This is a genomic window from Klebsiella sp. F11, from assembly GCF_056712265.1.
This window is the reverse complement of the sequence record NZ_CM160060.1, coordinates 4,452,700-4,477,070: the sequence shown is the minus strand read 5'-3', so window position 1 is coordinate 4,477,070 and position 24,371 is coordinate 4,452,700. Positions and strand designations below refer to the sequence as shown.

The 24,371-nt window shown below is 55.1% G+C and carries 24 protein-coding genes and 2 pseudogenes; 22 read left to right on the top strand and 4 right to left on the bottom strand.

What is annotated here, in order from left to right; all coding sequences use genetic code 11:
- The first annotated feature begins 143 nt into the window (after nt 1-143).
- On the top strand, nt 144-1,559 hold the full coding sequence (fucK, locus tag AC1M2H_RS22065; RefSeq protein ID WP_480149059.1) for an L-fuculokinase: 1,416 nt from the start codon (nt 144-146) through the stop codon (nt 1,557-1,559).
- Here fucK and fucR read toward each other — a convergent pair.
- Nucleotides 1,546-2,247, bottom strand: coding sequence for an L-fucose operon activator (gene fucR, locus AC1M2H_RS22060; RefSeq protein ID WP_480149058.1), 702 nt, complete (start codon nt 2,245-2,247; stop codon nt 1,546-1,548). The genes fucK and fucR overlap by 14 nt on opposite strands.
- Nucleotides 2,248-2,517: 270 nt before the next feature.
- On the opposite strand from fucR, the gene AC1M2H_RS22055 reads away from it, so the two are divergent.
- From AC1M2H_RS22055 to AC1M2H_RS22005, 11 genes and pseudogenes are all read left to right on the top strand, one after another.
- On the top strand, nt 2,518-3,168 hold the full coding sequence (locus AC1M2H_RS22055; RefSeq protein ID WP_480149057.1) for an L-fuculose-phosphate aldolase: 651 nt from the start codon (nt 2,518-2,520) through the stop codon (nt 3,166-3,168).
- Nucleotides 3,169-4,004: 836 nt separating this feature from the next.
- A complete protein-coding gene (locus AC1M2H_RS22050; RefSeq protein ID WP_480149056.1) occupies nt 4,005-5,558 on the top strand; it encodes a BglG family transcription antiterminator in 1,554 nt (517 codons plus the stop codon).
- A gap of 26 nt (nt 5,559-5,584) precedes the next feature.
- The gene (locus tag AC1M2H_RS22045) at nt 5,585-6,055 is read left to right on the top strand and encodes a PTS sugar transporter subunit IIA (RefSeq protein ID WP_133601368.1); all 471 of its coding nucleotides are present in this window, start codon (nt 5,585-5,587) and stop codon (nt 6,053-6,055) included.
- 19 nt (nt 6,056-6,074) lie between these two features.
- A pseudogene (locus tag AC1M2H_RS22040) lies at nt 6,075-6,152 on the top strand (PTS fructose transporter subunit IIB); the annotation flags it as partial.
- A gap of 56 nt (nt 6,153-6,208) precedes the next feature.
- Nucleotides 6,209-6,903 (top strand): IS1 family transposase gene (locus tag AC1M2H_RS22035; RefSeq protein WP_480147781.1). Its coding sequence is split into 2 segments (ribosomal slippage): nt 6,209-6,455 and nt 6,455-6,903, totalling 696 coding nucleotides; the frame shifts between segments, so codons are not numbered across the junction.
- Nucleotides 6,904-6,914: 11 nt separating this feature from the next.
- Nucleotides 6,915-7,163, top strand: a pseudogene (locus tag AC1M2H_RS22030) (PTS fructose transporter subunit IIB); the annotation flags it as partial.
- A 22-nt stretch (nt 7,164-7,185) separates the two neighbouring features.
- Nucleotides 7,186-8,277 carry a PTS fructose transporter subunit IIC gene (locus tag AC1M2H_RS22025; protein ID WP_480149055.1) on the top strand — a complete coding sequence of 364 codons (1,092 nt, stop codon included), beginning with the start codon at nt 7,186-7,188 and terminating at the stop codon, nt 8,275-8,277.
- 11 nt (nt 8,278-8,288) lie between these two features.
- Complete coding sequence (locus AC1M2H_RS22020) at nt 8,289-9,140, top strand: class II fructose-bisphosphate aldolase (protein WP_480149054.1); 852 nt, start codon at nt 8,289-8,291, stop codon at nt 9,138-9,140.
- Nucleotides 9,141-9,221: 81 nt separating this feature from the next.
- On the top strand, nt 9,222-10,082 hold the full coding sequence (locus tag AC1M2H_RS22015; RefSeq protein WP_480149053.1) for a ketose-bisphosphate aldolase: 861 nt from the start codon (nt 9,222-9,224) through the stop codon (nt 10,080-10,082).
- Nucleotides 10,083-10,130: 48 nt separating this feature from the next.
- Entirely contained in the window at nt 10,131-11,048 is a 918-nt protein-coding gene (locus tag AC1M2H_RS22010; RefSeq protein WP_480149052.1) for an ROK family protein, read from the top strand.
- On the top strand, nt 11,045-11,731 hold the full coding sequence (locus AC1M2H_RS22005; protein WP_480149051.1) for a D-lyxose/D-mannose family sugar isomerase: 687 nt from the start codon (nt 11,045-11,047) through the stop codon (nt 11,729-11,731). The genes AC1M2H_RS22010 and AC1M2H_RS22005 overlap by 4 nt, the downstream gene beginning before the upstream one ends.
- A 131-nt stretch (nt 11,732-11,862) precedes the next feature.
- On the opposite strand, the gene AC1M2H_RS22000 is transcribed toward AC1M2H_RS22005, so the two are convergent.
- On the bottom strand, nt 11,863-12,255 hold the full coding sequence (locus tag AC1M2H_RS22000) for a hypothetical protein (protein ID WP_480149050.1): 393 nt from the start codon (nt 12,253-12,255) through the stop codon (nt 11,863-11,865).
- Nucleotides 12,256-12,544: 289 nt separating this feature from the next.
- Between AC1M2H_RS22000 and AC1M2H_RS21995 the strand changes: the two genes are divergently transcribed.
- The 10 genes from AC1M2H_RS21995 (at nt 12,545) to AC1M2H_RS21950 (ending at nt 22,779) form a co-directional block, all read left to right on the top strand.
- Entirely contained in the window at nt 12,545-13,375 is an 831-nt protein-coding gene (locus AC1M2H_RS21995) for a DeoR/GlpR family DNA-binding transcription regulator (RefSeq protein WP_480149049.1), read from the top strand.
- A gap of 59 nt (nt 13,376-13,434) precedes the next feature.
- Complete coding sequence (locus AC1M2H_RS21990) at nt 13,435-14,421, top strand: substrate-binding domain-containing protein (protein ID WP_480149048.1); 987 nt, start codon at nt 13,435-13,437, stop codon at nt 14,419-14,421.
- A 2-nt stretch (nt 14,422-14,423) separates the two neighbouring features.
- Nucleotides 14,424-15,956: a sugar ABC transporter ATP-binding protein gene (locus AC1M2H_RS21985; protein ID WP_480152010.1), complete on the top strand. Its 1,533-nt coding sequence runs from the start codon at nt 14,424-14,426 to the stop codon at nt 15,954-15,956.
- A complete protein-coding gene (locus AC1M2H_RS21980) occupies nt 15,949-16,938 on the top strand; it encodes an ABC transporter permease (RefSeq protein WP_480149047.1) in 990 nt (329 codons plus the stop codon). Before AC1M2H_RS21985 ends, AC1M2H_RS21980 begins: the two co-directional genes overlap by 8 nt.
- 37 nt (nt 16,939-16,975) lie before the next feature.
- A complete protein-coding gene (locus AC1M2H_RS21975; RefSeq protein ID WP_480152009.1) occupies nt 16,976-18,016 on the top strand; it encodes an ABC transporter permease in 1,041 nt (346 codons plus the stop codon).
- A gap of 61 nt (nt 18,017-18,077) precedes the next feature.
- On the top strand, nt 18,078-18,758 hold the full coding sequence (alsE, locus tag AC1M2H_RS21970) for a D-allulose 6-phosphate 3-epimerase (RefSeq protein ID WP_133601379.1): 681 nt from the start codon (nt 18,078-18,080) through the stop codon (nt 18,756-18,758).
- Between the two features lie 14 nt (nt 18,759-18,772).
- Nucleotides 18,773-19,708, top strand: a complete 936-nt coding sequence (gene alsK, locus AC1M2H_RS21965) for an allose kinase (protein WP_480149046.1) — start codon at nt 18,773-18,775, stop codon at nt 19,706-19,708.
- Nucleotides 19,705-20,634: a ribokinase gene (gene rbsK, locus AC1M2H_RS21960; protein ID WP_480149045.1), complete on the top strand. Its 930-nt coding sequence runs from the start codon at nt 19,705-19,707 to the stop codon at nt 20,632-20,634. The genes alsK and rbsK overlap by 4 nt, the downstream gene beginning before the upstream one ends.
- A gap of 670 nt (nt 20,635-21,304) precedes the next feature.
- Nucleotides 21,305-22,336: an IS630 family transposase gene (locus AC1M2H_RS21955; RefSeq protein ID WP_480151833.1), complete on the top strand. Its 1,032-nt coding sequence runs from the start codon at nt 21,305-21,307 to the stop codon at nt 22,334-22,336.
- Nucleotides 22,337-22,362: 26 nt separating this feature from the next.
- Nucleotides 22,363-22,779 carry a VOC family protein gene (locus tag AC1M2H_RS21950; protein WP_480147914.1) on the top strand — a complete coding sequence of 139 codons (417 nt, stop codon included), beginning with the start codon at nt 22,363-22,365 and terminating at the stop codon, nt 22,777-22,779.
- A gap of 43 nt (nt 22,780-22,822) precedes the next feature.
- Here the strand turns inward: AC1M2H_RS21950 and AC1M2H_RS21945 are convergent, their stop codons facing one another.
- A complete protein-coding gene (locus tag AC1M2H_RS21945; protein ID WP_480149044.1) occupies nt 22,823-23,695 on the bottom strand; it encodes a hypothetical protein in 873 nt (290 codons plus the stop codon).
- Entirely contained in the window at nt 23,696-24,370 is a 675-nt protein-coding gene (locus AC1M2H_RS21940; protein WP_480149043.1) for a hypothetical protein, read from the bottom strand.
- Nucleotide 24,371: the final 1 nt, after the last annotated feature.

Below are 24,371 nucleotides of genomic sequence, written 5' to 3'. Positions count from 1 at the left end.
TAGTGATCCTTTTCACAGTTCAGCCGCATAGTATCGCCCCTGATAGCGATGCCCCTTTTCAATCACTCGCGAAGTGATAACCATCCCCTACAGAAAATATACCGCGCCCCGGGGAGGGGCCGGTCTGGCGGGGAGGGGAAAAAATGCAGAAAGAGATGGTGATCGTGCTGGACTGCGGCGCAACCAATATTCGCGCCATGGCCATTGATGATCGGGGTAACGTGTTGGCCAGCGCCCACCGGCAAAACTTTACGCTCAACCCGCCGGAAAACCCGCAGTGGCACATCTGGCCGCTGGCAAACATCATGGAAAGCCTTGAACACTGCTGCCGGACGCTGGTCGGGAAGCTTCCTCAATACCCGGTGCGCGCCCTGACCATTACCGCCTTTGGCGTCGACGGCGCGCTCGTGGATAGCCGCGGGGCGCCGCTGTATCCGGTGATCAGCTGGAAATGCCCGCGAACTGAAGCGGTAATGAATAATATCCACAAGTACCTGGCTCCGGCCGAGCTGAAGGCCATTACCGGCGTGGCGCCGTACAGCTTCAACACCCTGTATAAGCTGATATGGCTGCGGGAGAACGTCCCCGATGTGTTCGAACGCGCCCACGCGTGGCTGTTTATGTCGTCGCTGATCGGCTTTCAGCTGACCGGTGAAATGACCACGGAAAGAACCATGGCGGGGACCAGCCAGCTGCTGGACGTCGCGAAAGAGACCTTTAGCGAGCGGCTGCTTGAGGCGATCGGTATTACGCGATCGCTGTTCCCGCGCATGGTGAACTCCGGCGAGCCGATCGGTGAGCTGCAGCCGGCGGCGGCGGCCCGCTTCGGGCTTAAAGCGGGCATTCCGGTGATTGCCGGCGGCCACGATACCCAGTTTGCGCTTTACGGTTCGGGCGTGGGGCTTAATCAGCCGGTGCTCTCCTCGGGTACCTGGGAGATCCTGATGGTGCGCTCGGCCAGCATCAATACCGATCTGCTGCAGTCGCACCGTGCGGCGACCTGCGAGCTGGATAGCATTGGCGGCTACTTTAACCCCGGCTGCCAGTATCTGGCCTCCGGAGTCCTGGAGTGGATCCGCGAACTCTACTGGCCGGGGGCGCCCGCTCCGCAGGTTTATCAGCAGATGCTGCTGGAGGCCGGGCGCGTGCCGGCAGGCTGCGAAGGGGTAACGATGCGCAGCGATCTGATGGGCGATAAGCAGGCCGGCTGGCAGGGGGTGACGCTGTCCACCCGGCGCGGGCATCTGTACCGCTCGGCGCTGGAAGCGCTGTCACTCCGCCTGCGCGAACAGTTGACGATGCTGGAGGCGGTGGCCGGATTCAAAGCCAGGGAGCTGGTGCTCGTCGGCGGCGGCAGCCGCAACGCGCTGTGGAATCAAATTAAGGCCGATACCCTGCAGCTGCCGGTGAAGGTGCTGGCGAAGGCCGAAACCACCGTCGCGGGAGCCGCGATGTTTGCCTGGGCCGGCTGCGGGGTATACCGCAGCGCGGACGAGGCGCGGGCGCAGGTGAGCTTCGATTATCAGACCTGGTTTCCCGGCCAGCCTAGCGGCGGATAACCGCGGTGACCGCCGCCACGTTGCCGATAACCACTTCGCTGCTGCGGGCTATTTTGCTGGAATCAACCAGCAAAATACTTTGCAAACTCTTTTTCAGCATGAATTTTTTGAACAGCGCGTTGCCGTTATCGGTATCCCAGATATTGCCGTCGGCATCGATACCGTCGCAGGAGAAGATGAACAGGTCGATATCAAGATGGCGCACCATATGCAGCGGCGAGTCGTTGATGTAGCTGGCGTACTTTCTGTCCAGCGTGCCGCCGGAGCAGAGTACCCGGACGCAGGTTTTCTTTTCCAGCTCGGCGCAAATGCGGTAGCTGTTGGTGTACACCGTCAGATCCTGGTCCGCCAGCCGCTTCGCCAGATGCCAGCAGGTCGAACTGGCGTCCAGCGCGATGCACATTCCCGGCGTTATCCACTCGGTGGCGGTCTCCGCCAGCGCGGTTTTTCGCTGGGCGTGGCTTTTCGATCGCGAGTCAAAAGCCATGCCCGGACCTTTCGAAGCGCCTTCCAGCTTTCTGGCTCTGCCGTACTCCCTGACCAGCAGCCCCTTGAACTGCAGATACTGCAAATCGCGGCGCAGCGTCTCCTTGCTGACGTTCAGCCCGGCCGCAAGCTCGCTGACGCGTAAAGACGCAGTGCCGTTGAGTAGGGCAATAATCTCAGCCAGACGGTCCTGCCTGTTCATCTTTTCACTCCTCGTTCGCTGCGCAATCTTGCGCACTATACCCTAAATCACTCGAGTTGCAGGAGGGGGATGCGGCCAATTGCCCGTTTGCCCTCCCTCGCCGGCAAACGGGCGCTGCGCGGACGGTTTTCAGCGGCAAGTTTTCTCCTTTTAGGTCCATTATTTTGACAATCATCACACATCTACATGGCTGACTATTGCCATCCGGGACGCCGCCAGAAGATATCGCCAATGTCATCCACCCTAGTTTGTTGCGCCGAGGAAAACACAATGGAAAGAACCGCTATTGCACGCCAGATCATCGACACCTGTCTGGAAATGAGCCGTATGGGGCTTAATCAGGGGACATCGGGCAATATCAGCGTCCGTTTTGGCGACGGGATGCTTATTACGCCGACCAGCGTTCCCTACGAGCAGCTGAGCGAAGACGATATCGTTTTTGTCGACGGACAGGGACGCGCCGAGGCGGGCAAAACGCCGTCCACCGAATGGCGTTTTCACCAGGCTATTTTGCAGGCGAAGCCGGAGGAGAACGTGGTTCTGCATAATCATGCGGTTCATGCGACGGCGGTGGCCATTTTGAATAGAGAGATCCCGGCCATTCACTACATGGTCGCGGCGGCGGGCGGGAAAAAAATCCCCTGCGCGGGCTATGCCACCTACGGTACCCAGGCGCTGTCCGACTATGCGGTCACCGCCATGACCGGCTATAAAGCCACGCTCCTGCAGCATCACGGGATGATCGTCTGTGGCAAAACGCTGGAAAAAGCGCTGTGGCTGGCGCAGGAGGTGGAGGTGCTGGCGAGACTCTATCTGCTGACGCTGGCGGTCACTCCGGACGTGCCGGTATTAAGCGATGCCGCGATCGATGAAGTGCTGCAAAAATTCCACGGCTATGGTTTGAGCGATATTGCCCGCTAGCCCACTCTTCCCCCTCCGGACTGAGGAATCTCCAGAAAAAGTGAAAGGCACGATGAAGTGTGATCTACTGGTTGCGCTTACAAATCAGAAGAGACCTCATCGTTACTGTCCTTTTATCTGCAGAAACGCCCGGGAGCAGGCCGTCACGGCAAAGGGAGAAGGCCAAAAACGCAGAGAGAGCACCGTCGCAGCGCGCAGGAGCCGTGGCTGCTGTTCAGCAATGTGGCGGGAGCGCCACCTGCGCTATCAGGCAAACAGTATAAAAGACAAAAGGAGTCTGTCTTATGTGAGGCTGGCGGTTGAGGTTCTGCGGCATGAGCCCGGAATGCTAAGGCGGCTAAATGTCGTTAATTCACTGAAAACGTTAGGTAAAGAGTGCAGTAATATGGTCATGGGGAACTGACCATATTACTGGGGATCGCTCAGCCCTTAGGGAGAGGGTCGGGGTGAGGGTAATTAACCGCACCGTTGCTGAACCCCGGATGCGGCGCGAACGCCTTATCCGGGCTACGATCCGTGCCCACGGCGGGTGATAAACCGTTGCGCTACCGGGGTTTGGGTGCCCACTCCAGACATCTACAAAAGAATTATTTGATTTAAAATTTTATCCTCCCCATATTTGCGAGCGCTATCACGTTAATTAGCGCGAAAAGTGTGATCTGCGCTGCAAATATCTCTGAGAACCCCCCTCTTGTCTTATTCTCTGTCCGGAAGGCAGGACACGATTTAGTATTGTCGTTATTTCAATGCCCTTTTATATTTATCATCACGGATTGCAAGTGGAGCTTATCTGTACAGAGCTTCTTAATTATTTTTAATCTGTGTAAGGGTAAATAATGCAAATGATTACCTCGCGACAAAACAGATTATTGAAATTCCTTCTCCCTCGAAAGGAATTTATTACCTTGTTAAAAATCGCTGAATACTTAAATGTTTCAGAAAAAACTATTCAACGCGATTTACGCATACTGGAACCGTGGTTAGCAGAATGGAGTATCGGCATAAATAAACGTGCCGGTGCCGGGGTAATGTTAAGCGCAGATAATATAACGGACCTGTTACACCTCGATCAGCTGCTGGGTGCAGAAGGTGACGATACCGATGGCATGATGAACAATTCCCGGCGCGTGAAAATAGCCTCACAATTACTAAGCGAAACGCCACATGAAACGTCAATCAGCAAATTGTCGGAACGCTATTTTATCAGCAGCGCTTCCATCGTTAATGACCTGAAAGTGATTGAATCCTGGATTGCCCCGCTAGGGCTGACGTTGATTCGCAGCCAGAGCGGAACGCATATCGAAGGCAGCGAAAGTAGCGTACGCCAGGCAATGGCATCGCTGATTAACGGCGTCATTAACCATAACGAACCAGGTGACATGATCTATTCTCGTCTTGACCCGGGCAGTTATAACGCGCTGGTTCATTATTTTGGCGAAGAAGATGTTTTATTCGTTCAGTCATTATTACAGGAGATGGAAAACGATCTCTGCTGGTCGCTGGGCGAACCGTATTACGTCAATATTTTCACCCATATTCTGATCATGATGTACCGCATTACGCGCGGCAATGCGCTGCCGAAAAAGGACGACAACGCGAGCGCCTTCGATGAAAACATCTTTTCCGTTGCCAGCCGCATGATTCAGCGTATCGAAACACGCATTGCCCATCCGCTGCCGGAAGACGAAGTCTGGTTTATTTATCAATATATTATCTCTTCCGGCGTGGTCATCGAAGAGCATAACGACGTCAGCGTGATTGGCCATATGCACTCCAGCGACGAGGCCCGGCTGATTACCCACCGGCTTATCGCGACCTTCGCCGATATGGTCGACAGCGACTTTAGCCAGGACATCGCGCTGTACGACGGGCTGCTGATTCATGTTAAGCCGTTGATTAACCGTCTTAATTACCAGATTCGCATTCGTAACCCGCTGCTGGACGATATCAAAGGTGAGCTGCAGGACGTCTGGCGGCTGACCCAGTGCGCGGTGAACCGGGTGTTCAGCGGCTGGGGCGAACAGGCGGTGTCGGAAGATGAAGTTGGCTATTTGACCGTGCATTTCCAGGCGGCGATGGAGCGGCAGATTGCCCGCAAGCGTGTGCTGCTGGTTTGTTCGACGGGCATCGGCACGTCGCACCTGCTGAAAAGCCGCATTCTGCGCGCCTTCCCGGACTGGACCATCGTAGGTGTGGTCTCCGCAGGGAGCCTGCCGTCAATGCTAACGGAGGATATTGAGCTGGTGGTCTCGACGATCAATCTGCCCGCCATTGCCCGGTCGGTGGTGTATGTCACCGCCTTCTTTAATGATGCCGATATTAAGCGCGTGACGGAAACGGTCATCACGGAAAAATTGCATCGTGCGACGTCTCTGGTCGTCGAACATTAATGTCTGAATTCCATGAGGTATGATTAATGGATATAACGAAAATCCTGAATACGAATCGCGTTATTTTAGATATGAAGGCCACGAATAAAGCGGAGGCAATTGAAGAGCTAACCGATCTGTTGCAAAAAGACGGTGCGATTAATTGCCGGGAAACGTTTATTCAGGATGTCTGGCAGCGTGAGTCAGAAGGGTCGACCGGCTTCGAAAATCATATCGCAATACCCCATGGAAAATCGTCGGCGGTGGTCAATACCACTCTGGCGATTGGGCGCACACGCCACGATATTCCCTGGGAAACCCTCGATGGCAGTAACGTGCGCTGCATTATTTTGTTTGCTGTACGGCTTGAAGATCAAAACACCACGCATATCCGTCTGCTGTCTCAGGTGGCGGGTGCTCTGGCGGATGAGGAAATTATCGAGCAATTACTGGAAGAGAGCAGTCCACAAAAGATTATTGACTTGTTTAGTCAATATGCTGAATCCGATGTTTGCTAAATAAAAAGTGGAGCATGTTATGAATATTGTTTGTGTCGCTGCCTGTACGGCGGGAATTGCACATACGTATATTGCCCGCGAGAAGTTAATTAAAGGGGTAATGCCTTCAATCGATAGAAAACCATGATATGCTACTGGTATTTAGGGCTTTCTATGGCTACCGTTACTGTTCATTGTCCTCGTTGCCATTCCGATTCTGTTTATCGCCATGGGCACAGCTGTTCCGGGCACGAGCGCTTTCGTTGCCGGTCATGTCGCCGCGTTTTTCAGCTGGCTTATACCTATGAAGCCAGAAAACCCGGTGTAAAAGAACAGATAGTTGAACTGGCACACAACGGTGCCGGCGTCCGCGATACCGCCAGAGTTCTTAAGGTCGGTATCAATACCGTCATACGGACATTAAAAAGCTCTCGCCGTCCCGGATAACCGCTTCTCCTGTCGCTCATGCCGATGTGGCACTCATCTGCGAGCTTGATGAGCAGTGGGGCTTTGTTGGCAGTAAAGCCCGGCAGCACTGGCTCTGGTATGCTTACAATACCAAAACGGGTGGCGTACTGGCTTATACTTTCGGCCCACGTACCGATGAGACATGTCGGGAACTGTTGGCCCTGTTGACGCCCTTTAGCATCGGCATGATTACCAGCGATAACTGGGGCAGTTATGCCAGAGAGGTGCCGAAGGAGATACATCTGACTGGTAAAATTTTCACACAGCGCATTGAGCGAAACAATCTGACGCTGCGAACCCGTATCAAGCGGCTGGCACGCAAAACAATATGTTTTTCACGTTCCATCGAATTGCACGAAAAGGTCATCGGTGCCTTCATCGAAAAGTACATGTTCTACTGATTGGAGGCATTACCATTAAAGGCGCAAAAGCGCTCGGGCATAATATTAAAGTGGAAACTCAGGGCACTATCGGTACTGAAAATGAGTTACTGGCGGAAGATATTTCCGCAGCCGACGTCGTTATTCTTGCAGTCGATGTCAAAATAAAAGGAGAAGAGCGCTTCATTAATAAACGCATCGTGCGAGTTAAAACCGAAATTGTAATCAAATCACCCGTTCAGTTTCTTGAAAAGGTCGAAAAATCATTAGCTAATGCATGATCCTTATTCGGAGGGATCTCACATGAGTGAAAATAAAGTTCCTGTTTCGCAGGAAATTAAAAGACATCTTTTGACGGGCATCTCGTGGATGATTCCGTTAATTGTGGCGGCAGGGATCTGTATTGCCCTCGGCCAGGTACTCGGCGGCACAAACGTTGGCGAAAAAACGGGCACCATCCCCTGGATGCTCAATCAGATTGGCGGCTGGGGAATGGGGTTGATTGTCCCCCTGATCAGCGCTGCGATTGCCTATTCCATTGCTGACCGTCCCGGATTCGCGCCGGGCCTGATTGTCGGCTTTGTCTGCGGGCAAATTCATACCGGGTTTATCGGCGGGATGCTGGGTGGTTTCCTGGTCGGCTACACCGTCCTGCTGCTTAAGCACTACATTCGTCTGCCGAAATCGATGCAGGGTCTGATGCCGATAATGGTGCTGCCGGTGCTGAGCACGATTATCGGCGGCCTGCTGATGATGACCCGGATCGGCAAGCCCATCGGCTGGCTACAGGAAGCGCTGATCCACATGCTGGAGTCGATGCAGGGCGGTTCACGCTTCCTGATGGGGGCCATCCTCGGGGCGATGGCAACGTTCGACTTCGGCGGCCCGGTGAACAAAACCATGTCGCTATTCGCCGACGGGCTGCTGGTGAGCGGTGTATACGGGCCGGAAGCGGTGAAGTTTGTCGGCTCCATTATTCCGCCGTTCGGCATCACCCTCTCGTTCCTGCTGACGCGCCACAAATACACCCGTGCTGAACGCGAAGCGCTGAAAGCCGCCTTCCCGATGGGGATCTGCATGATTACCGAAGGGGTGATCCCGATTGCAGCGCGCGACCTGCTGCGCGTGGTCGGCTCCTGTGTGGTGGCTTCGGCGGTTGCGGGTGGCCTGATCATGGTGTGGGGCGTGGAAAGCCCGGTGCCGCACGGTGGCATGTTCGTGGTCCCGCTGTTTACCCATCCGCTGCTGTTCTGCCTGGCGCTGGGGATCGGCACGGTTATCTGCGGCGTGATGTTGTCGCTGTGGAAGAAATCGGTGACCGAACGTGACGAAGAGTTTGACGAACTCAGCGAGAAAAAGCTGAAAGACGAAGAAATCACCTTCACCCTGGAATAAACGGAGACCCTATGTTTGCCGACATGAAAAGCATGGTGACCAAAGCCTGGCGTGAACACTATGCGCTGCTCGCCATCAACTGTATGAATCTCGAAAGCGCCCGTGCTGCGGTACAGGTTGCCGAGAAACACCGTGCGCCGATCATCCTGAACCTGTATCAAGGGCATCTGGCCCATTTCCCGGCCCCGGTGGCCGTGGCGCTGGTGAAAGCGCTGGCCGACGAGGCCACGGTGCCGGTCACGCTGGCACTGGACCACGGAAAAGATCCGGTGCGCATTCGCCAGGCGTTTCGCGCCGGGTTCAGCGGGCTGATAATTGATGCGTCCGCCTTCCCGCTGGAAGAGAACGTCCGCCAGACTCGCGCAGTGGTTGAACTGGCCGCCAGTGCCGGGCTGTGTGTGGAAGGGGAGCTGGGCCATCTGGCCGATGCGCCGCGCTATGACCACGCCACCAATGCGGATCTGATGACCCAGGCCGCCGACGTTGAGCCGTTTATCCAGCAGACCGGGATTGATCTGCTGGCGGTGTCGGTCGGCACCGCGCACGGCATGTACGCCCCCGGCATCACGCCTGCCATCGATTTTCAGCGCCTGGAAGAGGTGGCCCGCAAATCAACGGTGCCCCTGGCATTGCACGGCGGCAGCGGTACCCCGTTTGACCAGATGCAGCGTTGCCCGTCCTTTGGCGTCGCCAAGATTAACGTTGGTGCCGCGGTGTTCGAAGCCGGGAAAGCCGCGCTGCTGCATACCCTGTGTCATGACAATTCTCGCGAACTGGTGGATGTGCTGATGGCCATGGAGCAGGCCAGCGAGGAAGCCATTATTCCGTATCTGCAGGCCAGCGGCGCCATCGGCAAAGCCTGATTCATTTTTCTGTCACGCCTTCTATGCCTCTGCAACGACGCACCGGCAGGGCTTGCTACACCCTGAAACTGGAGAATTAACATGTTAATTTCAATGAAAGAGTTACTGAAACCCACCCGCCAACACGGCTTCGCCATTGGTGCGTTCAACGTGGCGGACAGCTGCTTTATCCGTGCGGTGGTGGAAGAAGCGGAAGCCACCAACACGCCTGCCATTATCTCCATCCACCCCAGCGAGCACGATTTTGTCGGGGATTCCTTTTTCAGCTACGTCCGCGATATCACGATGCGCAGCCCGGTACCGTTCACCCTGCACCTGGACCACGGCGCGTCCGTCGAGCATGTGCTGCGGGCAATCCAGTGCGGGTTCACCTCGGTGATGATCGACGGCTCGCTGCTGCCCTATGAAGAGAACGTGGCGCTGACCAAAGAGGTGGTGCGCCTGGCGCATGCGGTGGGTGTTTCGGTGGAAGGGGAACTGGGCACCATCGGCCAGACGGGCACCTCCGTGGAAGGCGGTGTGTCAAAAGTAACCTATACCGACCCTGCTCAGACGGAAGATTTTATTGCCCGCACCGGGGCAGACACCCTGGCGGTGGCGATCGGTACGGCGCACGGCATTTACCCGAAAGGGATGCAGCCGGAGCTGCAAATGAACATTCTTCGCGATATAGCCGGGCGTCTGGATATTCCGCTGGTGCTGCACGGCGGTTCGGCCAACCCGGATGCGGAAATCGCTGAATCGGTGACTCTGGGCGTGGGCAAAATCAACATTTCCAGCGACATGAAATACGCCTACTTCCAGAAAGTGCGTGAGATCCTCGCCAGAGAAACCTGGTGGGATCCGAACGTGATCTACCCGGATGCGATCAACGCCGCACGGGATGTGATCCGCCACAAAATGAAGCTGTTTGGATCGACCGGGAAAGCGTCACTCTACTAAGGCCATCGAGGCGGGTTCGCCCGCCTCTTTCGCAACAAGGAAAGGGATATGGACTACCTGGGGCTGGATATCGGCGGCACAAAAATCGCGGCGGTGGTGATGGATGCGCAGGGGCGGGAAATGGCCCGTTATCGCTGCCCGACGATAAAAGCGAGCTATTCGCAGTTTGTGGAATCGGTGGTCGCCTTTATCGACCAGATTCGCCATGACAGGCAACAGTCGATGATGACGGGGATTGCCCTGCCGGGCAGCGTCTCGCCGCTGAGCGGGCTTATTAAGAACTCGAATATTCAGGTGATTAATGGCCGCGCGTTGCAGACGGATCTCCAGCAGTTACTGGGGCAGACGGTGGTGATGGCGAACGACGGCAACTGCTTTGCCTTGTCGGAGGCCTGCGACGGTGCGGGGCTGCAGCATGAGGTGGTGTTTGGCATTACGCTCGGTACCGGCTGCGGCGGCGGAATAGCCATCAATCGCCAGCCGTTCGTTGGCTCGTGGGGGAATGCCGCCGAGTGCGGGCATATTAGCCTGCCGGGCTACAGCGAGCGGCACGACGGGCCGCCAGCACGCTGTTACTGCGGCAAAGACAACTGCGTGGAGTCGTTTGTCTCGGGAACGGGCATCAGTAAGCGCTATCAGCTTCTTAGCGGGCAACATCTGTCGGGCGATGTGATTGTAGTGCTGGCACAGCAGGGGGAACCTAATGCCGTACGGCAGGTGGCGCGGTTCCGCCAGCAGCTTGCCCGCACGCTGGCAACGGTGGTGAACCTGCTCGACCCTGGCGTGATTGTGATTGGCGGCGGGCTGTCGAATGCGGCGTTGCTTATCGCGAATCTGGATGCTGACGTGGCCCCTTTCGTTTTTACCGATCATTTCTCCACCCCCATCGTGAAAGCCCATCACGGCGACAGCAGCGGTATGCGCGGCGCTGCCTGGCTCGCCATTCGAACCGGGAGAACAGAATGAAACGTTCACAGATTAACTATGCCATTGATAAAGCCCATGCCATCGCCGAGACGTTCCGGGTGTGCCTGCCGGAGTTTGCGTTTTTTACCGCCGATGCCTGGCGAAAGCAGCCGCTGGAGGAGTGGTGTGAGGTGCTGGATCTGCAACTGGGCTGGGACATCACCGATTTTGGCCGGGGTGATTTCGGCAAGATTGGCCTGACGCTGCTGACGTTGCGTAACGGCGCGCTGAATTCGAGCGCGTATCCGAAGCCGTATGCCGAAAAGATGCTGCAAATTCAGCAGGAGCAGCAGACGCCGTGGCATTTTCATACTTATAAGATGGAAGACATTCTGAACCGGGGCGGCGGCGATTTGTGTATGCAGCTCGGCTGGGCGACGGATGAGGCGTTGTTTGATGAGCGGCGCACGGTTGAAGTGAGCGTGGACGGGCGGCGACGTACGTTTAAGCCCGGCGAGACGCTGGTGTTAAAACCGGGGCAGGGTGTGTGCCTGCCGCCGCGTTTGTATCACCGTTTCTGGGCCGAGAAAGCGTTTGTGCTCGGCTGGGAGATTTCGATGGTCAATGACGATAAGCTCGATAACCATTTCCTCGAACCCGGCGGGCGTTTCCCGGCCATCGAGGAGGATGAGCCCGTGAAGTGGTTGTTATGCAATGAATACGATCGTTTGAATGTGACGTGATTTTCCTGGATGCATCGTAAACGCCTTATCCGGGCTACGCATCGTGCCGACGCGCCAGCGGGTTTCGGTGCCTGATGCGGCAGCGCTTTTTCTCCCTCTCCCTCAAGGTTGAGAGATCCCCAGTAATATGGTCAGTTCCCCATGACCATATTACTGCACTCTTTACCTAACGTTTTCAGTGCATTAACGACATTTAGCCGCCTCAGCATTCCGGGCTCATGCCGCAGAACCTCAACCGCCAGCCTCACATAAGACAGACTCCTTTTGTCTTTTATACTGTTTGCCTGATAGCGCAGGTGGCGCTGCTTTTTCTCCGCCAGATATCCTGCCAGCCACACCAGACTCGCCATGGCCGCCACGACGCTCAGTACCGCCAGACGTCCCTTGCCCTGGCTGCGGCTCAGCCTCAGTCCGAACCCGAAGCGCGGGCTTTTTTCATCCCGGAAGTTCTGCTCTATCTGCATCCGGCGGCGCGATTGCCGCCGCCGGTTGCTACCGCAGTAGCGCGATAGCCCGCCGTCCATTTTCCCGCTAAACGGTCACTTCCTCGTAATCGGTCATTATCGGTCAATTATGGCCGCGAGGGTTTGTGACCGTTTGCAAAATTATTTCGGTTCATTTATTGACCGCCAGACGATTTATTGCCGCTGACGCCACAGATCGCGCATTTAACATTTCATCTATTCATCGTTTTTTTTGACAACTATCACATGACCCGCGCCGCGCTGGGCGGGCGCGGTCGCTTTTGAGGAAGCCCGCATTCCGTATTCCACGGCCTGCGTATTCTATTAAACATCGGCAAGAGGAAAAAACATGCTGCCTGTAGAACGCCACCGCTTTATTACTGAAGTCCTCGCCCAGCGCGGGCGAATCCTGGTCCAGGAGGTCGCCGAACTGTGCCAGATTTCGCTGGAGACGGCGCGGCGCGATCTGGCTCTGCTGGAAAAGCGCGGACTGCTGGTACGTAGCCACGGGGGCGCCGTATTCGTCGAACACCAGCCCGCGGAAAAGCAGTACGTTCCGTCGCAGATCGAACAGGGGGAGTCTTTTCGCGAGCGCAGCAATCAGTCGCCGGACAGCAAAACGCGCATCGCTAAGCGGGCCCTGCAGTTTATCGATCCGGGAGATTGTCTGCTGCTCGACAGTAGTTCAACCAGCTGGTTTCTGGCGCGGCAGCTGCCGGATATTCCGCTGGTGGTGCTGACAAACTCGCTGCATATCATCCAGGCGCTGGCGGCGAAAGCTAACGTCAGAACCATCGGTCTCGGCGGCGAGTACTCGGCCAAATATGAAGATTTTATCGGCGTGTACGCCGAGCAGATGCTGAAAGAGTTCGCCATTAACAAACTGTTTTTCTCCTGCCATAGCATCAGCCATGAGGGAGGAATCAGAGAAAGCAACGAGCACCACGCGCGTTTAAAGCAGCAAATGCTGCTCTCTTCAGAACACAAAATTTTGCTGGCGGATGCCAGTAAATTCGGTCGCAGTTCGTTTGCGCGGATATGCCACTACCGGGAAATTGACACTTTGATCACCGATCGTCTGGATGATGAGGAGTTTCGACAGGAGCTGGCCTGGAGCAACGTCAACGTGATTGACGTTACTCCTTTACCCCTACACAAGAAAACCAAAAAACAGCCGTAGCGCCGGCGCCTTCTCGCCCGGTGATTGCGGAATAAGTTGAACATCTGTGGAGAAACTACATGAAAAAGTCTGTACTGGCCTGTTTGTTAGCTTCCGCTGTGCTGTCCGTGGCAGCGGCGCATGCCGCCGACAAAATTCGCATGGGCGTGGTGGTGAAAGTGGGCGGCAACGCCTGGTTCAACGCGATGGAAGCCGGGATTAAAAGCGAAGCGGCGAAGGAAGGTATCGATGCATGGCAGGTCGGCCCCACCAGCGACGATCCGGCGCTGCAGGTTCGCGCCATTGAAGACCTGATCGCCCAGAAAGTTGACATTATCGGCGTGGTGCCGAATGACGCGAAGGTGCTGGAGCCGGTGCTGAAACGCGCTCGCGATGCCGGTATCAAAGTGATTACCCATGAGTCGCCGAACCAGAAATACGCCAACTGGGACTTCGAAATGGTCGATGCCGCCCAGCTCGGCATTAACCACATGATCGCCCTCGCGCAGTGTATGAAAGAGAGCGGGGACTATGCGGTCTACGTCGGCAGCCTGACCGTGCCGCTGCATCAGAAGTGGGCCGACGCGGCGATCGATTACCAGAAAGCGCACTACCCAAATATGCATCAGCTTGGCGATAAGTTTGGCGTCGGCGAATCCCTTGACGACACCATCCGCACCACCAACGACCTGATGTCGAAAGATCAAAATCTGAAGGGCATTCTGGCGATCGGTTCACAGGGCCCGATCGGCGCCGGTCGGGCGGTGCAGAACCGCGGTAAGAATGGCGATATCTGCGTCTACGGCTCGTTCAGCCCGGGACAGGGGATCGCGTTGGTTAACAGCGGGGCGATCAACGGCGGCTATATCTGGAACCCGATGGTGGCCGGAGAAGTCTTCGTGCGCATGGCGAGCATGATCTCCAAAGGCCAGCCGATCGTTGACGGCATGGATATCGAAGGGATGGGTAAAGTGAAGGTTGACGAAACCACCCATACCATCCTCGGGAACAAAACCGAAAGTCTCGACAAGGCGAACCTGCCAAAACTGGTGAAAATGGGGCTGTAATGATGGCGATCTCCGGGATCTTCGCAACCCAAACGACGCCGCTGATTGCTGTGCAAAATCTGTCGGTGACCTTTGGCGGTCAGCGCGCGCTGAACGATATCTCTCTGCAGCTTATGCCCGGCGAAGTACATTGCCTGGCGGGTACCAACGGCTGCGGCAAAAGTACGTTGATTAAGATTATCTCGGGGGTCTACCAGCCGGATGACGGTTGCACCATCACCCTCGCGGATAAGAACTTCCACACCCAGACATTCAGTCGGCTTAGTCCGGAACAGGCGCGCGGCTTTGGCGTCCAGGTGATTTACCAGGATCTGTCGCTCTTTCCGAACCTGAGCGTGGCGGAAAACATCGCCTTCGACCATAACCTGCACGGGCTGATGGGCTGGTATCGCCCATCGCGCCTGCGCGACACCGCCAGGCGTATTCTCAGCGAGCTGAACTACAGCCTGGATCTCGACGCTAAAGTCTCCTCGCTGCCGATAGCCCAGCGCCAGCAGGTGGCCATCTGCCGCGCGCTGGTGGCCGATGCCCGGCTGGTGATTATGGATGAGCCGACCGCGTCGTTGACCCGTACCGAAGTCAACCAGCTGCTGCGCACCGTGCATTATCTGAAGAATAAAGGTATCAGCGTGGTGTTCGTCAGCCATCGCCTGGACGAAGTGCTGGAGATTTCCGACAGCGTGACCGTGATTCGCGACGGTAAGCGCGTCGGCACCTGGCCGGCGGCAGAGGTCAGCAGCGAACGCCTCACCGAACTGATGACCGGCCTCAAGCTGGACTATCGCCTGAAGGCCGCCAACCAGAACGATCGGCGGATCATGCTCGAGCTGGACAAGCTGAGCCGCGCGGGCCAGTACCGCGACGTCAGCTTTAAGCTGCACGCCGGCGAAGTGCTTGGCCTGTGCGGGCTGCTTGGCTCAGGGCGTACCGAGCTGGCGCTGAGCCTGTTTGGCATGACCCGTCCGGACAGCGGCAAAATTTACCTCGACAGTAAACCGGTGCGCTTTCGCGGACATGAAGACGCCATTAAGTCGGGGATTGGCTACGTATCAGAAGACCGCCTGACGCTGGGGCTTATCCAGCAGCAGTCGGTCGGCGATAACACGGTGCTGGCAATCATGGATCAGCTGCGCAGCCGTTTTCATCTGATCGACGAATACCGCAAAAATAAAATTATCCAGCGCTGGATCGAAAAGCTGGGGGTCAAGGTCGCCAGCCCCGATCAGGCGATCTCCACCCTGTCCGGCGGCAACCAGCAAAAAATCGTGCTGGCGAAATGGGTGCTGACCCAGCCGAAGATTCTGATCCTCGACTCGCCGACGGTAGGAGTCGACGTCGGCGCCAAGGCCAGCATCTACCAGCTGATCCACCAGCTGGCGGAAGAGGGGATTTCGATCCTGCTGATCTCCGACGAAGTGCCGGAGGTCTATTTCAATTGCGATCGCGTGCTGCACTTTAGCGAAGGAACGGTAAAAGGCGAGTACCTGCCCGCCATGATTAGCCAACAACAGCTCGCGGAGGCGGTCAATGCTTAATTTCAACCGGTTACGTCCGTCCACCAACGAGGGCTACCTGGCCTGGGTGCTGGTGGCGCTGATCGTCACGTTCTCGCTGTTGAGTGATCGCTTTTTGACGCTGCAAAATCTGCTGGACCTGTCGGAAAGCTATGCGGTCAGCGGCATTTTTGCCCTCGGCCTGTTCGTGGTGCTGGTCACCGGCGGGATCGATATCTCCTTCGCCGCCGTCGCCTCGGTCGTGCAGTACATCATTGCGACGCTGGTGATTCATTACGGTCTGGCCAGCCCGAGCGGCACGATCTTACTGGCGATCGCCATCGGCACCCTCTTCGGCATGATTAACGCCGTGCTTATCTACTGTCTGCGCATCGTGTCGATCATCGTCACCATCAGCATGCAGTCGCTGCTGTTCGGCATGCTGATGTGGTTCACCAACGGCACCAGCCTGTACGACCTGCCGGGCTGGCTGGTTACCCCGCTTCAGGTGCTGCCGTTCAACATTGGAGAGCGACATTATCAGATCGGCCTGCCGCTGGTGGTGATGCTGGCCGTCGCCGCGCTGACCTGGATTCTGCTCAATAAAACCCATCTTGGCCGCCAGCTGTTTGCGGTCGGCGGCGACCAGGAGTCGGCGCGACGCATCGGCATTCGCGTCGGCGCACTGCATCTGTTTGCCTACGGCTATCTCGGCGCGATGGCCGCCATCGGGGGCCTGGTGCAGGTCTATCGCGTGGGGGAAGTGGTGCCGAATGCGCTGGTCGGAGGCGAGCTTGACGTCCTGGCGGCGGCGGTACTCGGCGGCGCCAGCCTGAACGGCGGTAAGGGGAGTGTCGTCGGTACCCTGATGGGGGTCTTCCTGATCGGCATTTTAAAGAACGGCCTCAACCTGGTGGGCGTTTCCAACTACTTCATGAACGTTGTCATCGGCATGACGATCGTAGTGGCTATCACCGTTACGCACTACAAAAAACGCAAAGAAACCGATGTCGGATTCGCATGAGGAACCTGCAATGTTAAGCAAAACTAAGGGGCTGAAAATGAACGCCAGCGGTACAGGGCTACGTTTCAAAGTGGATAGCACCACGATAGGGCTGAGTTTACTGCTGCTGGTGGTCATTATCGGCTTCAGTCTGGCGCTGCCGGGGCGCTTCTTCAGCGACTCGACTTTTCTGAGCGTGGCTTTCCAGCTGCCGGAACTGGGGCTGCTGACGCTGGCGATGTTTATTCCGATCCTTAGTGGCGGCTTGAACCTGTGCATCATCGCCACCTCGAACTTAACCAGCCTGCTGATGGCGTGGGTATTTCTCACCTATCTGCCGCCGGATGCCAGCCTCGGTCTGCAAGCGGTGTGGCTGACCCTGGCCCTGGTGGGCGCCATGGTGCTGGCAATGGCCATCGGCATGCTGACCGGCGCGCTGGTGGCCTATATCGGCGCCCATCCGATTCTGGTCACCCTGGCCACCATGACGATGGTGAACGGTGTTGGCATCTATCTTTCGCGGGGCGCGGCCATCAGCGGGATGCCTGATATCGTGCGCTATATCGGCGCCGATACCCTGCTCGGCATCCCGGTGCCGCTGATTATCTTTCTGGCCACGGCGGTGCTGATCGCGGTATTCCTCGAACGCACCCGGCTGGGCAAATATATCTACATGAGCGGCAGCAACATCAACGCCACCCACTTCAGCGGCGTGAATACCCACCGGGTGCTGATCGCAATCTACGTACTGTCGAGCATGCTCTGCGTGATCGCCGGCCTGGTGATGATGGCACGCTTTAACTCGGCGCGCATGGGATACGGCGACTCCTATCTGCTGCTTACCGTGCTGGCGATTATTCTCGGCGGTACCGATCCGTTCGGCGGTTTCGGCCGGGTGAGCGGCGTGGTGCTCTCGCTGGTGGTTTTACAGGTGATTTCAACCGGCCTGAATCTGCTGAACGTCAGCCCGCATTTCAGCCTGGCGATGTGGGGCGCGGTGCTGATTGTGGTTCTCGGCCTCCGATTCTTCCGTACCCGCTATATGCAAAAGCGGGCGAGCAGGCTTAGCGCGGAAAAAGCCCGGGCGGCGCGCTCCTAGACCTGCCTTTTGATGAATTAACGACACGTATTTTTAATCTCTCTGCTTTCAGGAAAACATCATGGAATACAAAATATCTCCGTCGCTGATGTGTATGAGCCTAATCGATATTAAACAGCAGCTGGCGGTGCTGAACCGTCGCGCTGATATGCTGCACATTGACATCATGGATGGTCATTACGTCAAAAACATCACGCTGTCGCCGTTCTTCATCGAACAGATCCGCCCGCACACGCCGCTGACGCTCGACGTCCATATGATGGTGGAAAACCCCACCGACTTTATCGAACCGATCGCCAGAGCCGGGGCGGACTACATTTGCCCGCATGCGGAAACCATCAACCGCGACGCTTTCCGGGTGATCAATCAGATCCGTGCGCTGGGTAAAAAAGTCGGCGTGGTGCTGAACCCGGCGACGCCGGTGGAGTTTATCCAGCACTACATTCATCTGCTGGACAAGATCACCGTCATGACCGTGGATCCGGGCTACGCCGGCCAGCCGTTTATTCCGGAGATGCTGCAGAAAATTGCCCAACTGCGAGATCTCAAGCAGCAGCACAACCATCGCTATCTGATTGAGATCGACGGCTCCTGCAACGTGAATACCTACCAGCGGCTGATGGCGGCAGGGGCGGAAGTGCTGATCGTCGGCAGCTCCGGTCTGTTCAATCTGGATACGGACCTGGACCGCGCGTGGGACAAGATGCTCGATCAGATGCGTCAGGCGCGTCAGGCAGCCTGAGGGCAGGAGAGGCTATGGCGCATTTTCTCGGTGTAGATATTGGCGGTACCAGCACGCGGCTGATACTGATGGACGACCAGCAGGTTTTTCAGGGCTATCAGAAGGTGGCTACCCGCAGCTGGGCTGACCTGCCGGACCCGATCGGCGGGCTGGAACGGCTGCTTGCCGCGTACCTGCAGGGCGTCAGCGTCCCGGTCTCCGGGGTGATGCTCGGGCTGCCGGGAATATTATCCCACGACCGCAGGACGGTGCTGTCGCTGCCGTTTATCCCGGCCCTCGACGGCCAGCCGGTGGCGCAGCTGCTTGCGGCGCGGCTCGGGCTGCCCGTCGGCATGGATAAAGACGTTAACCATTTGATGTGGTGGGATTTAACTCGTCTCGACGTGCTTCCCGAGGTCGCGGTGGGCGTCTATCTCGGTACCGGCTTTGGCAACAGCCTGTGGCTGAACGGCGATTTTTATCACGGGGCGCACGGCGGCGCGGGCGAGATTGGCCATATTCCTCTCAAGGATAATCTTCTGCCCTGTCCCTGCGGTAAAACCGGCTGCGTTGAAACTCTGACCTCCGGCAGCTGGCTCAGCGGCTGGGCCCGGCGGCACGCGCCGGAGACGGCGATGTCGGAGCTGTTTGTGAAGCACGGCGATCATGCGGATTTACAGGCCTTCGTCGAGCGGCTGGCCTGCACTATCGCCAGCGAGATGAATATTCTTGACCCGCAATACCTGGTGCTCGGCGGCGGGGTGTTGGCGATGGCCGGTTTCCCGCAGGAGACGCTGCAACGCTTGATTCGTTCGCACCTACGCAGCCCGTATCCGGCCAACGACCTGACCATTACGCTCAGCGGCGCCTCCGACGAAAGCGGCTGCCGCGGCGCCTGCCTGGCGGCGCAGCGGCGTTTTAAACCACAACAACTATCGCAGCGGCATTTTCCACTCAGGAGAGAGGCATGAATAAGGGCAAGGTGTGCGTGTTTGGATCATTCAACCTCGACATTGTCGCCGGGATGAGCCGTTTTCCACAGCCGGGAGAATCGCTGATTGCCCGCAACAGTATGATGGGCGCGGGCGGTAAAGGGGCCAACCAGGCCGTCGCCGCGCTGCGGGCCGGAGCGCGGGTACACTATATTGGCAAGGTGGGGCGCGATGATTTCGGTACTTTCGCGCGCCGCCATCTCGACAGCGCGGGGTTTGACGCGGTCACGCTGTTTACCACCGGCGAATGCCCAACCGGCAATGCGCTGATTTACGTTGCTGGCACCGATGCGGAAAACATGATTGCGGTGGATCCCGGCGCCAACCTCACCGTGACGGACGAGGAGGTTGAGCAGTGCCGCCCGGCGATTGCGGCAGCGGATATTTTGCTGACCCAGCTGGAAAACAATCTCTCGGCCATTGAGAAGCTGATTGGCATCGCCAAAGCGAGCGGTACGTTTATTATTCTCAACCCCGCGCCGTTCCAGGCGGTACCCGACGCTCTGCTGGCACAGGTCGATTTGCTCACCCCTAACGCGACCGAGTGTACGCTGCTGACCGGCATTGAGGTACAGGATGTCGCCTCGGCGAAGGTGGCCGCCGAAGCGCTGCACGCGAAGGGGATTAAGGCGCTGATCGTCACCCTCGGGACGCAAGGGGCGCTGCTTTCCGTGGCGGGAAAAACCGAGCTGGTGGCGGCATTCCCGGCGGTGCCGGTCGATACCACCGGCGCAGGCGACGCCTTTAACGGCGCGCTGGCATCGCAGCTCGCCGCCGGAGCCGATCTCGCTGATGCCGCCCGTTTCGCTTCGGCCTACGCCTCGGTGTGCGTGGAGCGGGCGGGCGCCGCCTCGTCGATGCCGAGCTATGAGGAGGCGCGAGCGCGGCAGACGGCGGCGGCTTAACCCGGCCTGTCCCTTCTCACGTGCAGTTCCTGGCCAGACTTGCCTTGCGGTACCGCCGCGGCGTCTGGCCCATCATCTTTCTGAAGCAGGTAATAAAGTAGGTCGCTTTGCGAGATCCAACCTCGGCGTCAATCTCATCAATACTGACGGTGGGTTTTCTTTTCGGGGGAGGGGGTTGGTAAGGGCGTTTATCCTGGGATTCTTCAGTTGTTAATTCTTCCTGCGATTTCCGATACTGCTGGTGACCGACATTATTGAGCAGAATATCCAGTCCACACAATTTTCGACGGCGTTTTTCTTCGTGAGATCAAAGTAGGCTTTTAGTTTGCTGAACGCTTCTTTATCAAACTCTGGTGTATGTACAGTATTGGCGAGTGGCTTCTACTGCATCTTTTCCTGTATAAGCTCCGTTCCTCTTGAAACCGTCATATTTTTCTTTCTTGCCACAAATTTTAGGTCTATCTCAGAGCTAAATAGATTTATTAAGATTACAACGATCGTCGCTAGTAAACTGGAGTAGAAACACTAACGTTATAGTAACTCTGCACAGGTACTCAGCACTTCGTAAGTGTATGAAAAAATTACTCTGTTTGAGAATAAAGGTAATAATATATACCCGTGATCATTGAAACTGCTTGATTTCGTCGGTGCTGAGGATCATGCTCAGGCCATGAACGTAAAACTGACCTCCGCACAGATTGCCGCCCTTGAGGCTCAGCACCGGCAGAGTCGTGACCGCCGTGTCTGCGACCGGATACGCTGCGTGCTGCTTTCTGCTCAGGGCTGGTCTCCTGCCATGATTGCGCAGTCTCAGCTCATTCATGAGACCACGGTTCTGCGTCATCTATCGGATTATCTCAGCGACGGTAAGCTCACCTCTGATAACGGCGGTTCGCAGGAGCATCTGACTCCCGGGGAGTCTGCCGAACTTCGTCAGCTTCTGACTGACACTGTTCACATCACGACGGCCAGTATCGTGTCGCTTGTCCGTGACCGCTTCGGTGTGCGCTACAGCATTCCGGGTATGAATAAGTGGCTTCACCGCAACGGGTTCACCTGGAAAAAACCGTCAGGTATTCCCCATAAGTTCTGCCCGGCACAACAGCAGCAGTTCATGACGCATTATGAAGCGCTGAAGCAGGCTGCCGGTGACAGCGAACCCATTCTGTTTATGGATGCGGTACATCCGACGCAGTCAACGAAGCTGAGCTGTGGCTGGATAAGAAAGGGGGAACTGAAAGCGGTGAAAACCACCGGGAGCCGGACCCGCCTGAACATCATCAGCGCCCTCAGCGTGAACGACCTGGCCCGGACGGTGACCCGTGATTATCCGCAGATTAATGCGGATGCTATCTGCCGTTTTTTTATTGCAGTTCGCCAGACTTATCCGGTGTCGCAGAAAGTGCATCTGATACTGGACGGTGCGCCTTATCACCGGGCATCGCTGGTTAAGGACTGGGCCTTCGTGATGAATATTGAACTGCATTATCTGCCGCCGTACAGCCCGAACCTGAACCCGACAGAACGGTTGTGGAAGGTGATGAATGAGCATGTGCGGAATAACCGGTATTTTGCGTCAGCGAAAGCCTTCAGGGACGCGATAAGAGGATTTTTTGAACGAACCCTGCCGGAACTGGGGCAGAAACTGGGCTGTCGTATCAACGACAATTTTCAGGTGCTCAGTTCCGTGTCAGAGACATAACGACGTATAGCGTAAGGTGTTCACCTGTGAACAAAATAACTCTCATTGATCATGTTGCAATAACTGTTGCCGACCTTGAAGTATCTTACTGTTTTTACGATAAATTGTTTGGTGCAAAAATTCATGCAGAGTACGCCCCCTTTGGGAAACTGCTTGTAAGGCAGGTATCGCTGGGTGATATTGTCCTGAGTTTACATCAGGTTGAGAATGGCGTGGAACTTGTAGCTAAAAGGCCAATGCCAGGGAGTGCTGATTTATGCTTCCGGTGGGGAGGGACAATTCTCAGCGTGTTAGAGCTACTTGAGAAAAACGATATCGAAATAATCCATGGCCCGGTGCCCCGTGAAACGAGTTCAGGTCAGCCATCACAATCTGTTTTCTTTCGGGATCCTGATGGAAATCTGCTGGAGTTAATGGCTGCTGATAATAAAGACCAAGGTTAAAATACTCAATAAAGTCAAAAATAAATATTTTCATCTGCAGGACTTAATGTGGCTCCCTGAAACAATCTGCACTTTGAAGTTTATTGAGTATATAAGAAAAACATGAAGAGTGAATTTTAAGTCTATTCAAGAGATGGTCTGCGATCCAGTATTGCGTAACTTTTATGAATTTTCTAGGAGCTAGTATCTCCCTTTTTTTACCATTTTTCTTAGTTAGCTCAAATGGTCTATAATATTTTTCAGGAGATTTTATCATTGAGGTTAGTAAGCCAGGAGAGACCCCGAGACAGGAGGAAATAATTGTAACCCCATTATTATTGAAATAATTATGTTCAAGGTTATTAAAAGAGTAAAAATTTAAAGACAGAATATTTTTCTTCACCTCACTAGGTGAAGTATCAGTGATGGAAGTGCTGGCCTCATCACCGAACGTCGAACCAATCTTTAATTGCTCATAGATCCGCACCCAAGCCTGCCTTGGGCGGCTGGGCAGGGTCCCGGTCGCCCAAGGCAGGCTTGGGTGCGGAACCTCTTTTAAAATGTGCCTTAACGTTAAGAACGGCGAATCGCCGCTCATTTTCTCTGTTTTAGTTGAGGCCAGCCGTTCTAATTTACTTTGGGTATAACATTTGTCAAGTAGAAAAATTCTAATCTTATCTCTCAGTTTTTTTAACCTTGGTGGTAATTTTTCGTTTCCTTGAGGGGTAATAGAGAATAAATTATTTCTCTTCGAAACCTGTTCAATATACCCAATTTTTTTTAATTTATCAAAGTAGTCTTCCATAACATCTATCTCTGGAAGCAGTCCATCATCGTTTAATACAGCTTTCAAATAACCTAAAACTTCATCAGGGGACGAAGGTTGTATTATTGACACCCCCCAAAGTAATAACCTAAAGTTTGTGTTTACTTCCATTTAGACCCCCAATAGACCATTTTTTCTTTGGATTATTTTTTTATTAACGATTCTATCGATAATTGATTTTATTTCATTATCCCCTAGCGAATCTAAAGAAATCACTGAGCAGTTATTGTCGCTGCAATATTTGAAAGCGCCATTTAACAAAAACTGATCGCTATTTTTGAAGTCTTCGCTTGATATGATTACAACATCGGTAAGTTCTAGCTTTCTTGAAATCTTGAAATGACTAATAAGAGTTAGTTGTGATAAAGTTAATTCGTCTAGTGCAAAAATTATCACCGTGTCACAGTTTGTTTTTCTGATGAATTCTAGTTCAGATAAATGTGAGTATCCAACGCTCTCTATAGGAAGGGCTGATTTACCACCGCCCTCATAAACACTAGCACCTTTCTCCTCAAGATGTTTTTTTATTTTATCTATTGAGTAGCTAACGGTTTCGTTGTCTATTTTCTTATTTGGATAACAAAGGAGTATATTGTGATCAGACTCAGAGAACTCATTTTCCAAAGCATCTTTAATTTCTTCTTTTAATTGCTTTACCAATGATTCTTGATTGGCAAAATGGCTGTTAACATTAACAACTACTTGTGTTAATGTTGTGCTGTTATTAGAGCCAAGTATCACAGAATTTATTTTCTGAGATTGCTCACCTGATGATTTGTTACTCATG

What these genes read in the sequence shown, in the direction of transcription:
- fucK (WP_480149059.1), top strand. Translation starts at nt 144, where the DNA reads ATGCAGAAAGAGATGGTGATCGTGCTGGACTGCGGCGCAACCAATATT.
- fucR (WP_480149058.1), bottom strand. Translation starts at nt 2,247, where the DNA reads ATGAACAGGCAGGACCGTCTGGCTGAGATTATTGCCCTACTCAACGGC.
- AC1M2H_RS22055 (WP_480149057.1), top strand. Translation starts at nt 2,518, where the DNA reads ATGGAAAGAACCGCTATTGCACGCCAGATCATCGACACCTGTCTGGAA.
- AC1M2H_RS22050 (WP_480149056.1), top strand. Translation starts at nt 4,005, where the DNA reads ATGCAAATGATTACCTCGCGACAAAACAGATTATTGAAATTCCTTCTC.
- AC1M2H_RS22045 (WP_133601368.1), top strand. Translation starts at nt 5,585, where the DNA reads ATGGATATAACGAAAATCCTGAATACGAATCGCGTTATTTTAGATATG.
- AC1M2H_RS22025 (WP_480149055.1), top strand. Translation starts at nt 7,186, where the DNA reads ATGAGTGAAAATAAAGTTCCTGTTTCGCAGGAAATTAAAAGACATCTT.
- AC1M2H_RS22020 (WP_480149054.1), top strand. Translation starts at nt 8,289, where the DNA reads ATGTTTGCCGACATGAAAAGCATGGTGACCAAAGCCTGGCGTGAACAC.
- AC1M2H_RS22015 (WP_480149053.1), top strand. Translation starts at nt 9,222, where the DNA reads ATGTTAATTTCAATGAAAGAGTTACTGAAACCCACCCGCCAACACGGC.
- AC1M2H_RS22010 (WP_480149052.1), top strand. Translation starts at nt 10,131, where the DNA reads ATGGACTACCTGGGGCTGGATATCGGCGGCACAAAAATCGCGGCGGTG.
- AC1M2H_RS22005 (WP_480149051.1), top strand. Translation starts at nt 11,045, where the DNA reads ATGAAACGTTCACAGATTAACTATGCCATTGATAAAGCCCATGCCATC.
- AC1M2H_RS22000 (WP_480149050.1), bottom strand. Translation starts at nt 12,255, where the DNA reads ATGGACGGCGGGCTATCGCGCTACTGCGGTAGCAACCGGCGGCGGCAA.
- AC1M2H_RS21995 (WP_480149049.1), top strand. Translation starts at nt 12,545, where the DNA reads ATGCTGCCTGTAGAACGCCACCGCTTTATTACTGAAGTCCTCGCCCAG.
- AC1M2H_RS21990 (WP_480149048.1), top strand. Translation starts at nt 13,435, where the DNA reads ATGAAAAAGTCTGTACTGGCCTGTTTGTTAGCTTCCGCTGTGCTGTCC.
- AC1M2H_RS21985 (WP_480152010.1), top strand. Translation starts at nt 14,424, where the DNA reads ATGGCGATCTCCGGGATCTTCGCAACCCAAACGACGCCGCTGATTGCT.
- AC1M2H_RS21980 (WP_480149047.1), top strand. Translation starts at nt 15,949, where the DNA reads ATGCTTAATTTCAACCGGTTACGTCCGTCCACCAACGAGGGCTACCTG.
- AC1M2H_RS21975 (WP_480152009.1), top strand. Translation starts at nt 16,976, where the DNA reads ATGAACGCCAGCGGTACAGGGCTACGTTTCAAAGTGGATAGCACCACG.
- alsE (WP_133601379.1), top strand. Translation starts at nt 18,078, where the DNA reads ATGGAATACAAAATATCTCCGTCGCTGATGTGTATGAGCCTAATCGAT.
- alsK (WP_480149046.1), top strand. Translation starts at nt 18,773, where the DNA reads ATGGCGCATTTTCTCGGTGTAGATATTGGCGGTACCAGCACGCGGCTG.
- rbsK (WP_480149045.1), top strand. Translation starts at nt 19,705, where the DNA reads ATGAATAAGGGCAAGGTGTGCGTGTTTGGATCATTCAACCTCGACATT.
- AC1M2H_RS21955 (WP_480151833.1), top strand. Translation starts at nt 21,305, where the DNA reads ATGAACGTAAAACTGACCTCCGCACAGATTGCCGCCCTTGAGGCTCAG.
- AC1M2H_RS21945 (WP_480149044.1), bottom strand. Translation starts at nt 23,695, where the DNA reads ATGGAAGTAAACACAAACTTTAGGTTATTACTTTGGGGGGTGTCAATA.
- AC1M2H_RS21940 (WP_480149043.1), bottom strand. Translation starts at nt 24,370, where the DNA reads ATGAGTAACAAATCATCAGGTGAGCAATCTCAGAAAATAAATTCTGTG.